Origin of the sequence: Pseudomonas sp. R15(2017) (assembly GCF_002112685.1) — a bacterium.
Taxonomy (GTDB): domain Bacteria; phylum Pseudomonadota; class Gammaproteobacteria; order Pseudomonadales; family Pseudomonadaceae; genus Aquipseudomonas; species Aquipseudomonas glycinae.
The window spans coordinates 41,327-51,019 of the sequence record NZ_NEII01000005.1 but is presented as its reverse complement, the minus strand read 5'-3'; the positions used below and the strand labels follow the sequence as shown (position 1 = coordinate 51,019).

At 60.4% G+C, this 9,693-nt stretch carries 10 protein-coding genes and 1 pseudogene; 7 read left to right on the top strand and 4 right to left on the bottom strand.

The window, feature by feature from the left end; translation table 11 throughout:
* Positions 1-162 precede the first annotated feature (162 nt).
* Positions 163-531: a DUF6124 family protein gene (locus CAF77_RS11980; RefSeq protein WP_064382603.1), complete on the top strand. Its 369-nt coding sequence runs from the start codon at positions 163-165 to the stop codon at positions 529-531.
* Positions 532-625: 94 nt separating this feature from the next.
* Here CAF77_RS11980 and CAF77_RS11975 read toward each other — a convergent pair whose 3' ends face one another.
* Positions 626-1,204, bottom strand: a complete 579-nt coding sequence (locus CAF77_RS11975) for a GNAT family N-acetyltransferase (protein ID WP_085654557.1) — start codon at positions 1,202-1,204, stop codon at positions 626-628.
* 143 nt (positions 1,205-1,347) lie between these two features.
* Between CAF77_RS11975 and rimJ the strand changes: the two genes are divergently transcribed.
* The gene (gene rimJ / locus CAF77_RS11970; protein ID WP_085654556.1) at positions 1,348-1,935 is read left to right on the top strand and encodes a ribosomal protein S5-alanine N-acetyltransferase; all 588 of its coding nucleotides are present in this window, start codon (positions 1,348-1,350) and stop codon (positions 1,933-1,935) included.
* Between the two features lie 68 nt (positions 1,936-2,003).
* Positions 2,004-3,437 carry a glycosyltransferase family 39 protein gene (locus CAF77_RS11965; protein WP_085654554.1) on the top strand — a complete coding sequence of 478 codons (1,434 nt, stop codon included), beginning with the start codon at positions 2,004-2,006 and terminating at the stop codon, positions 3,435-3,437.
* A 65-nt stretch (positions 3,438-3,502) separates the two neighbouring features.
* On the opposite strand, the gene CAF77_RS11960 is transcribed toward CAF77_RS11965, so the two are convergent.
* Both CAF77_RS11960 and CAF77_RS11955 read right to left on the bottom strand, forming a co-directional pair.
* On the bottom strand, positions 3,503-4,324 hold the full coding sequence (locus tag CAF77_RS11960) for a phosphatase PAP2 family protein (RefSeq protein ID WP_085654552.1): 822 nt from the start codon (positions 4,322-4,324) through the stop codon (positions 3,503-3,505).
* Positions 4,321-4,992 carry a histidine phosphatase family protein gene (locus CAF77_RS11955; RefSeq protein WP_085654551.1) on the bottom strand — a complete coding sequence of 224 codons (672 nt, stop codon included), beginning with the start codon at positions 4,990-4,992 and terminating at the stop codon, positions 4,321-4,323. The genes CAF77_RS11960 and CAF77_RS11955 overlap by 4 nt, the downstream gene beginning before the upstream one ends.
* A 244-nt stretch (positions 4,993-5,236) precedes the next feature.
* Between CAF77_RS11955 and CAF77_RS29710 the strand changes: the two are divergent.
* The 4 genes and pseudogenes from CAF77_RS29710 to CAF77_RS11940 form a co-directional block, all read left to right on the top strand.
* Positions 5,237-6,250 (top strand): annotated as a pseudogene (locus tag CAF77_RS29710) (methyl-accepting chemotaxis protein); the annotation flags it as partial.
* A gap of 42 nt (positions 6,251-6,292) precedes the next feature.
* Positions 6,293-7,156 carry a methyl-accepting chemotaxis protein gene (locus tag CAF77_RS29705; RefSeq protein ID WP_371857340.1) on the top strand — a complete coding sequence of 288 codons (864 nt, stop codon included), beginning with the start codon at positions 6,293-6,295 and terminating at the stop codon, positions 7,154-7,156.
* A 471-nt stretch (positions 7,157-7,627) separates the two neighbouring features.
* On the top strand, positions 7,628-8,011 hold the full coding sequence (locus CAF77_RS11945) for a DUF6124 family protein (RefSeq protein WP_085654547.1): 384 nt from the start codon (positions 7,628-7,630) through the stop codon (positions 8,009-8,011).
* A 239-nt stretch (positions 8,012-8,250) separates the two neighbouring features.
* Entirely contained in the window at positions 8,251-9,279 is a 1,029-nt protein-coding gene (locus CAF77_RS11940; protein ID WP_085654545.1) for an AraC family transcriptional regulator, read from the top strand.
* Here CAF77_RS11940 and CAF77_RS11935 read toward each other — a convergent pair.
* Complete coding sequence (locus CAF77_RS11935; RefSeq protein WP_011332360.1) at positions 9,276-9,644, bottom strand: glyoxalase superfamily protein; 369 nt, start codon at positions 9,642-9,644, stop codon at positions 9,276-9,278. The genes CAF77_RS11940 and CAF77_RS11935 overlap by 4 nt on opposite strands.
* Between the last annotated feature and the right edge of the window lie 49 nt (positions 9,645-9,693).

Sequence of the window (9,693 nt, the reverse complement as noted above, 5' to 3'; positions counted from 1 at the left end):
TAACACCTCCAGCCACCGTCCTAGGAAATTTCCCGCAACCCACGTCGAATTCCATGAACTGGTTCAAGATGCTTCCAAACGCTAGTCTTCGCGCTCCGCTGCAACCCGGCAGATGGTTTACCGAAGGGATTCGCCGGGAGCCTGAAACCATGGAGCCTCGTCATGAAAAAAGACACCCCAAGCCTGCCTGATCAAACACCGTCTCACGAAGCCGAATCGAAAGAACCGGCAGTGCTTGCCCAGCCTCAGGAATACGTGAGAAAGCCGCGTCGCACCCTGCCTTTCAACGAGATTTTCTCCGTGCGCACCGATGTGGATACGGCCACTCTGCTGACCCATGCCTGCGAAACCCTGGCGGCTCTCAACATGATGACTGCCAACATCGCCGATGATTTCACGGGCTCTCAACGCAGCCGGTTGCTGGCGATCCGGCAGCTGTCGATCATGACCGAAATGCTGGTCAATCGCGCCGTGGAGAACCTTGATCCAGTGAATCTGGTGCCCCGTACGACGGCGCCTGTCGTGCACTGAAAGCGACCGTTCGTCGATGACGCAAGTCGTTCATCGACATGAACTTTTCTTCACCCCGGCGGCGGTGATGGCCGTGTACATTGGCCTCGCTCATTCAAGAAACTACGGTTCGCCCGCGCTCCTGCGGGCTTTTTTTCGCCTGCGTTTTGCCTGGCAGGCGATAGACGCAGGTGTCTTGCTCACCGTGCCGTTCCGATTGCCGGGCCCCTGGGTGGATCCTGATCAACACAAACCCGACAGCCTCGGCCAGACGCCGGCTTCGCGCATTGGCAGAGGACGCCGTCAGGTAAAAGGTGAATTCAGGAAGGTTGTTGAGCAGGTGCGTGAGGGCGGCGCGCATGTAGCCCTTGCCCGATTGCTCGGTGTTGGCCCAATAACCCACGACGTAGCGGTTGCGCGAGCGGGGCTTGAGTCCGATGCAACCGATCAGCGCTTGCCCGTCCTCGGTCACGATCAGCCATCGTCGCTCGCCGGCTTCACTGTTGAACTCTTTTCGGGCCTTCAGCAGGAACTCGAGCGCCTGCTCCGCGTTGGTGTACTCACGCGGCCAGGGCAGAAACTCCGAATGATCCAGGTAGCTGGCGTTCAGCGCCTGCTGAAACAACGAGTAAAACGCCGGATCCGCCGGTATCAGTCGCAGCGACTGCTCCCCCGCGTTGAATGCCCATTCCATCATGTCCTCCTTGAACGACGCATCTCATAACCGGATGTGAAGTGAATCAGGGAAATTTATAGTGCTCTGCGTTCGGCGATCCAGTTGTGTTTTCCGTCCGGCCGGACAATTCTGTCAATCATTCCCTGCTTCCGGAGCACCCGATGCCGCTGCTGACCCTGCCCTGTCAACACCTCACGCTCGCGGTACTCGACCCGGATCAAGCGCCGCTGGAAAACGCGTTCTACCAGCGCAATCAACGTCACCTCGCGCCGTGGTCGCCGATTCGCACCACCGACTACTTCTCCACTGAACAGATCCGCCGACGCCTTGAAATTCAGGCCAGCGCCTTCGAAGCCGGGCTGGCGGTGCACATGGCGTTGCTGACCCCGGACGGCGAGCAGATGATCGGCGCCTGCAATTTCAGCGGGATCATCCGCGGTGCGTTTCAGGCGTGTTATCTGGGTTATCACATCGACGAGGCGCATCAGGGCAAGGGGTTGATGCAGGAAGCGCTGGAGGCGGCCATCGCCTATATGTTCGAGACCCAGAACCTGCACCGGATCATGGCCAACTACATTCCCGGCAATGAGCGCAGCGCCCGGTTGCTGGAGCGCCTCGGGTTTGAACGTGAAGGTTATGCCAAGGCCTATCTGAACATTGCCGGGCGCTGGCAGGATCATGTGCTGACGGCGCGGGTCAATCCACGTTTCGAAACGCAGGAGCAACGCTGGTCGCGGCCGCTGTCGTGACGTTCACAATTTATTAAGGATTGGCCGCGTAAGCTCGGGTTTCCGCTCACTTCCGGTTGCCTGAACCCATGTCGCGTGCCGCCTCTTCCCTGCTTCTGCTTGCCGCTCTGCTGTTCTTTTTCGCCCTTGGTAACCATCAACTGCAAGGTTCCACCGAGGCCCGTGTTGCGGGCATTGCGATGGAAATGCACCTGGACAATGACTGGGTGACGCCGCGTCTGTTCGGCGAACCCTTCCTGGAAAAACCGCCTCTGAGCCTGTGGCTGGACGCCGGCGCCCTGCGGGTTTTCGGTGTCTCGCCCTGGGCGGTGCGACTGGCGTCGGCGGTGGCCGGGTTGCTCAGCGTGATGCTGCTGTACGCCATGTTGCGCCGCTTCGAACGCCCGAAGGCCATCGCCTGGACGGCGGGGATTCTGCTGGCAACCATGGCCAGTTACTGGAGCAACGTGCGCGGGGTCGGCGAGGATGCTCTGCTTGCCCTCGGCGTGACCATGGCGTTGCTGGCGTTTTTTCAGGCGCAGCGGGCATCGACCCCGGGCAGTTCGTTGCTGTTTGTAGTCGGGATTGCGATCGCTACGTTGAGCAAAGGCGTGCTCGGGTTGGCGATGCCGGGGGTGGTGATTTTCGCTTTTCTGCTGGCCGACAACCTGATGGACAAGCGCTTCAAGCTGACGGACTGGCTGCGTCCGGGTTTGCTGACCCTGGTCGGTCTGATCCCGTTGATGATCTGGCTTGCCGTGCTCTATCAGCGCGGCGGCGTCCAGGCCGTCAGCGAAGTGTTGCTGACCAACAGCGTCGGACGCTTCAGCGGATCGTTCGTCGAAGCCGGGCACTACGAGCCGTTCTACTACTACCTCGCCAAGCTGCCGCAGGCGTTCCTGCCCTGGAACATTCTGGTGTATCTGGGGTTGTGGCATTTTCGCAAGGAGCTGAAGGCCAACCGTTACCTGCTGTTTTTCAGCCTGTGGATCATTGCGCAGTTCATCCTGCTGACCCTGGCCTCGAGCAAACGTACGGTGTACCTGATGTCGATGACACCCGCAGCGGCAGTGATCGCGGCGGAATATGCGGGCGTGCTGTTCGACAAGTTGAAGGATCACAAGAATGGTTTTGTCGGACGAATCGCCCGTCATCGTCAGACACTGGCGGCGGGGATACTGACTGTTGTCATCGCGAGCTATTTAGGCGCCGCGCAATGGGCACTGCCCAACGCCGATAAACACCTGTCGTTCCTGCCGCTGACCGAACACATTCAGGCCCTGCAAGCGAGCGGCAATCAGGTCGCGCTGTTTCAAGCCAACGAACGGGTCGGCGGCGCCAGCGTGTTCTATACCCAAAGCGTACTCAAGGGCCTGGACACCGATGCGCAGCTACGGGACTTTCTCAGTGCATCGCCATCGAACATCGCCGTGATGTCGGGAGACAGCGAACCCACCGCCCCGCTGAAAGTCCACAAGACCATGATGGTCGGGCGCCAGGCGTATTACTTCGTCGGCTATTGATGCCACGACAGCACAAACGAAACACCCGCCGGTGATGGCGGGTTTTTCATTTCAGCGGCGAGGACTCAGAGAGAAACCTCAGGCTGTGCGCCGAACACCTTCCGCTCTCGCTTGCTCAACACCGGCAATTCCAGACGAGCCCGCCCGTAAAACGCCAGCGCCGTCAGCAAACACGCCAGCCACACGAAGATCCCGGCCCAAAACGTGTGGGACATGTAGTGCCAGCCCTGTAGGACTCGCGTAGTGCCGTAGACAAAACCGAGCAGCAGCGAGCCCCACAACAACGCGCTGGAGAAACGCCACTGATAACGACGCGCCACGAAATACAGCGCCAGCATGGTGAAACCACCGGAAGCATGACCGCCCGGCCAGCAACGCCCTTCACCCGCTTCGTGGAACAGCTGGAAATTGTTGTACCACTCGATGTGCGGCATCTTTCCGCCGTACAGCGTGGTTTCGATCGGGCAGTAGACGCTGGTATGCGCCTTGAGGAAATGGATCACCCCGGTGCAGACCGCGAAAGCCACCACCACAAACAGAAAATCCCTACGGTGATCGGCGGTAAAGCGCAGCACCGGGGCGACTTTACCGCGCTCGAGAAACCCGCCCAGACGCGGATGCTTTTGCGGTTTCACCAGTGGCCAGACCAACGACAGCATGGCGCCGATCAAGGCAATTTCCGCCGTCCAGTTCGGAATGATCCGCGCCCACTTGTGGGTCAGTTTTTCAAAGAAGTGAAGCTTGTCGAGCGGAAAGGTGTGGGTCAGTGGATCGAAGAGCAAATTGCTGAAGGCGATGTCGATGTTGGTCATGTCGAACATCAGAAAAACCACGGCTGCGCAGAGCAGCGGGATGCCGAAGTTATAAGCGTAAAAGCGTGATTTCATCGGGTGGTCACCGTGCGCCAGTCGGAGGCTTCAATGAAGCCGAGCATCTGTGGGGCCGCCGGGCTGGCGGCGGAAACAAACAGCGATGCGCCGTACCCGAGGGTCGAGGCCGGCACCTTGAGGTCTTTTTCCAGCTGCGCCATGCATTCGCTGTGGGTCACCAGAATCAGGTTGCGTCCCGGGACCTTGTGCGCGAGCGCGTCCTGCAACATCCGGCCCTTGCAACTGATCAGCCAGTCTTCACTGGCCGTCGCCTTGTTGAACATGTAGCCGGCGGTCTGCACGGTGCGCATCATCGGGCTGTTGTAGACGTCGGCCTTGTCCAGGCCCAACTGCTCGAACTGCGCGCCGACGCCCACCGCGACACTGCGCGAGCGATCGGTGATGCCATCTTGGCCGCTCAGGCAAGCGGCTTTCGAGTGGTCGCAGCGCTCGACGTGGCGCACCAGCACGATGATGTCGCCTTTGTTCCAGCCCTCCTTCAGCGCCTGCGCCCCGGCCACATTGCCATGGGCAAGGTCAGGCACCGCCGCCGGTGCCAGCAGCCAGAGGGTCAAAGGGATCACCAGCACCGAGGCTGCCAATACCACCCAGGTGTTTCGAAAACGGGCCAGACCGCTCAGATCAATCGAGCGCTTGACGCCGAACAGACTCAGTCGCAATTCCACAAAAAGCCGCCATCACTTGTCATTCGATGCGGCGAGGTTAGAGAGCACGGCGTGGGCAGGCAGTGAAACCCATGTGAAAAAAGTCTTGTGAGTGCCTGTTACAAATTCCGTAGGACAAAAACCTTTCAGCTCTCGGATTTGCGGCCGATACAGTCCTGCTTACACCCTTGCTGGCGCAAAAAAACAACAATCTTCCAGCCTGACCGACGATCAAGACGCACAACGTTTTTCTGGAGGATTTTTGATGAATAGCTGGTTCGGCAACATCAGCGTGAACCTGAAACTGGGACTCGGATTCGGCCTCGTCCTGGCCCTGACCTGCATCCTGGCGCTCACTGGCTGGACCAGCCTGGGCGGCCTGATTGACCGCAGCAACTGGATGAGCGACATCACCCAGCTCAACGCTGGCCTGACCAAACTGCGCGTGGTGCGCCTGCAATACATGCTGACCAACGGCGACGAAACGGCCGCGCAGAACGTGCAGACCACCCTCGACGGGTTCGCCGCCCAGCAGCAGAAGCTGATCAGCAGCTTCAAGAGCCCGGAAAACGTCAAGCTGCTCAAGGAGCAGGCGGCGACCATCGCCGAATACCAGACGTCCCTGAACAAAATGCGTAACGCCTACCGCACCGGCAACACGGCGCGCGACTCGATGGCCGCCAGTGCCGCGACGGCCTACGGCCTGATCGAAGCGCTGAGCAACCGCGTCCAGCAAATGCCGCTGAGCGATGAGCGTTTCGAGCAGTTCCAGGCCGTCACCGCCGCCAAGGAAGCGTTCATCCTGGCGCGCTACGAAGTGCGTGGCTACACCGCCACCGCCAACGCCGAAACCGAGCAGAAAGCCGTCGGCCAACTGGACGTGGCCATCGCCAGCCTCAAGCCACTGAACATGCATTTCGCCAGCACCCAACAGGACGCCCTGCGTCAGCTGGAAACCGCATTGACCAACTACCGCAGCGCCTTGCAGGCCTTCAAGAACGCCAACACCGATGCGGTGCAGGCGCGCAAGGAAATGACCGATCAGGGCACGACCATCGTGACCCTGAGCGAGCAGCTGTATCAGATCCAGCTCGATCGCCGTGACGCAGAAAGCGCCCAGGCTCGCACCCTGCAACTGATCAGCACCCTGCTGGCGTTGCTGGTCGGCGTCATCGCTGCCTTCATCATCACCCGTCAGATCACCCGTCCGCTGCAGGAAACCATGGCCGTGGTCGACCGCATCGCCAGCGGCGACCTGAGCCACAACGTTGTGGTTACCCGCCGCGACGAACTCGGCGTGTTGCAACAAGGCATCGCGCGCATGGGCGTGACCCTGCGCGACCTGATCAGCGGCATCCGCGACGGCGTGACCCAGATCGCCAGCGCCGCCGAAGAACTGTCGGCCGTGACCGAACAGACCAGCGCCGGCGTGAACAGCCAGAAAGTCGAGACCGATCAGGTTGCCACCGCGATGCACGAGATGACTGCCACCGTGCAGGAAGTCGCGCGCAACGCCGAAGAAGCCTCGCAAGCCGCAGCCGCCGCTGACGGCGAAGCCCGCGAAGGCGACAAAGTGGTGAACGAAGCCATCGCCCAGATCGAGCGTCTGGCCAGCGAAGTGGTGCGCTCCACCGAAGCCATGAGCGTGCTGCAACAGGAAAGCGACAAGATCGGCAGCGTCATGGACGTGATCAAGGCCGTGGCCGAACAGACCAACCTGCTGGCCCTCAACGCTGCCATCGAAGCGGCTCGTGCCGGTGAGGCCGGTCGCGGTTTTGCCGTGGTTGCCGACGAAGTCCGTGGCCTGGCCCAGCGCACCCAGAAATCCACCGAGGAAATCGAAGGCCTGGTGGCCGGTCTGCAGAACGGCACGCAGCAAGTGGCCGCCGTGATGAACAACAGCCGCGCCCTGACCGACAGCAGCGTGGCCCTGACCCGCAAGGCTGGCGACTCGCTGGAAAACATCACCCGCACGGTGTCGAACATCCAGTCGATGAACCAGCAGATCGCCGCAGCCGCCGAACAGCAAAGCGCCGTGGCCGAAGAAATCAGCCGCAGCATCATCAACGTCCGCGACGTGTCGGAACAGACGGCGGCGGCGAGTGATGAGACGGCCAAGTCCAGCGTTGAACTGGCGCGGTTGGGTGGGCAGTTGCAGCAGATGGTGAGCCATTTCCGCGTGTAAACCCTGCACACGAAAGCCGATGTACAAAGAAGGGCAGCTGAAAAGCTGCCCTTCTTTTTTGCCCGGAAATTGCCAACCTCAGGAAGTGGATGACGCGTTCTGAAACGCAATTACACACGCTTGATCAGAGGTGTTTAATGACACGCCGTGATACGTCCCGAAGCCCACAAAACCTTGCGCCGTTGCCTACGGCTACGCCAGAATCCGCCGGCTTGTGCGCCTTGGGCTGGCTGCGTAACTTGATTGCGTCACTGATTTCCAGTGATCGAACTTAGCGGTTCGGAATGTCCCCTACGGTTGCACATGTCGAATCCAGTCAGGCGCCAGCCTGCACTTGATGGTGGCTGTGCGCATGGCACCTTCGGGTGCGCCGGGTTTTGGGTGACTTACCGGTCCGCTAACTTGCGCACAGCTGCCACCCTTTTGCTTAGCGGCGAAAAGGTGCGGCCTCAACCAAGAGGTAAATCACCCATGTTCAAGGTAACGCCAAACCCGCCACTCACCGAACCCACAACCCTCCCGGATCCAACATCCCCCTACGAATGCCCCGGATCGAAACGCTTCAACGAAGCCGCCGAACGCGCCCTCGATTATCACCTGGGCCCACTCAGCGCCCACATCATGGCCGCGCCCTACAAACCCAACACTCTCTACCAGGCTCATCCCGAAGCCGACACCGAATCCCTGCTGGTGGACGCCAGCGAATCCCTCGGTTCCGCCACCGTCATGCTCAACAATCATGTGGCAATGGTCGAGGGCAGCCACCGCAAGACCCTGCAAGGCATCGCCCAGATCGTGATGATCGCCGAACTGGCCGTTAACCGTGCGCTGGACAAGGTCGTGCCGACGGATTGATGCGGGAGATGGCGAGTGCGGTGCACTCGCCGCTTCTTATTGATCGTTCAATGACAAAGCCCGCAGGACGCGGGCTTTGTCACAAAGGCTTAAGGCTTGTCTCGCTCAAATTCTCCAAGGGTTGATCACCTCAACCCCCAACGTCGCGCAAGCGTCAGCCATTTACTTTATTCGCGGATTCAAATTACCTTTCAGAGCGCTCATCCGCCCACGGCGGCCTCGATCAAGAGGATTCGGTCATGCAATCGCTCGGCTTCACCTCCGTCCCACCGCTGCTCAAGTACCTGCGCCATGCCGAACATCTGGGCCTGGCCATCGAGCCTGCATTGGCGGCGGCGGGGTTGCAGGCGCAGCAGTTGAGCGACAACAGTCTGCGCCTGCCGGGGGAAACCCATGAGCGGTTGCTCGATTACTTTTGCGAACACTCGGGCGATCCGCTGTTCGGCCTCAACGCGGCGAATTTCGTCCTGCCCAACTCGTGGAGCGTGCTGGGTTACATCACCATGAATTGCGCGACATTGGGCGATGCCATGAGCCGCATCATGCCGTTCGAAAAACTGGTGGGCGACATGGGCGTCAGCCGCGCCGAGGTGCACGATAGCCACGTGCACCTGATCTGGAGCTGCCGCTTTGAACGCCGGCGGATCCGCCGGCATCTGGTGGAGAACGTGCTCGGCTCCTGGCTGCAATACGCACGCTGGATCGCCGATACCCGACTGTCGCCGGCCGCCGTGTGGCTGGAACACTCACTGCCGGCGGGCACGACGCTGGCGCAGTACGAACAGTTTTTTGAATGCCCGGTGCTGTTCGATCAGCCTTATTCCGCGCTGATCGTGCCGCTGCCGTATTTGCAGTTGCCGTTGCGCCAGGCCGATGCGCATTTGCTGCGCACCCTGGAGGAACACGCACAAAGTCTGATGGCGACGCTGGAGGATGTGTCGCTGGAGCAGCGGGTCAAAAGCATCCTGCGCCAGTTGCTCAAGGAAGGCCTGCCGCGCAAGGAACAAGTGGCCGAACATCTCGCCGTGTCGGTACGCACGCTGCAACGTCAGTTGCATCAGGCCGGCACGTCGTATCAGCAGATTCTCGATGAACTGCGCCAGGAACTGGCCGAGCATTACCTGCTCAACAGCACCCTGCCGATTCAGGACATTGCCCAGTATCTGGGCTTCAGCGAATCACGCTCCTTTCACCGCGCCTTCAAGAGCCGACGCGGGATGCCGCCCGGCGAGTTTCGGCAGACTCACCGGGTCTCGAACGACGGCTAGAGGCTGATCGCGTTGGTGAACACCAGACGATTGCCGAACGGATCGGCGATGGTCATGTCCTGGCTGCCCCACGGCATGGCCTGAATCTGTGGATGCGAGAACTTGTACTCCTTGGCCAGCAACTGCTGCTGAAATGCTTCCAGCTCATCGGTCTCGATCCGCAGGGCCGAACCCGGGGTTGCATCGCCGTGGTGTTCGGACAGATGCAGCACACACTCGCCGCGCGACACTTGCAGGTACAACGGGAAACCGGGTTCGAAACGATGCTGCCAGTCGATCTTGAAGCCGAGGAAGTCGACGTAGAACTCCACGGCTTTGGCTTCATCGAAAATCCGCAGGATCGGGGTGGTTTTGCCGAAGCTCATGGGTTGCTCCCTGACTGATTGGCCCCTGAGTGTAGCCGGGGTGGATGTC

Bases quoted from the DNA above. Each gene is read 5' to 3' on its own strand.
- CAF77_RS11980 (WP_064382603.1), top strand. From the start codon at position 163: ATGAAAAAAGACACCCCAAGCCTGCCTGATCAAACACCGTCTCACGAA.
- CAF77_RS11975 (WP_085654557.1), bottom strand. From the start codon at position 1,204: ATGGAATGGGCATTCAACGCGGGGGAGCAGTCGCTGCGACTGATACCG.
- rimJ (WP_085654556.1), top strand. From the start codon at position 1,348: ATGCCGCTGCTGACCCTGCCCTGTCAACACCTCACGCTCGCGGTACTC.
- CAF77_RS11965 (WP_085654554.1), top strand. From the start codon at position 2,004: ATGTCGCGTGCCGCCTCTTCCCTGCTTCTGCTTGCCGCTCTGCTGTTC.
- CAF77_RS11960 (WP_085654552.1), bottom strand. From the start codon at position 4,324: ATGAAATCACGCTTTTACGCTTATAACTTCGGCATCCCGCTGCTCTGC.
- CAF77_RS29705 (WP_371857340.1), top strand. From the start codon at position 6,293: ATGGGCGTGACCCTGCGCGACCTGATCAGCGGCATCCGCGACGGCGTG.
- CAF77_RS11945 (WP_085654547.1), top strand. From the start codon at position 7,628: ATGTTCAAGGTAACGCCAAACCCGCCACTCACCGAACCCACAACCCTC.
- CAF77_RS11940 (WP_085654545.1), top strand. From the start codon at position 8,251: ATGCAATCGCTCGGCTTCACCTCCGTCCCACCGCTGCTCAAGTACCTG.
- CAF77_RS11935 (WP_011332360.1), bottom strand. From the start codon at position 9,644: ATGAGCTTCGGCAAAACCACCCCGATCCTGCGGATTTTCGATGAAGCC.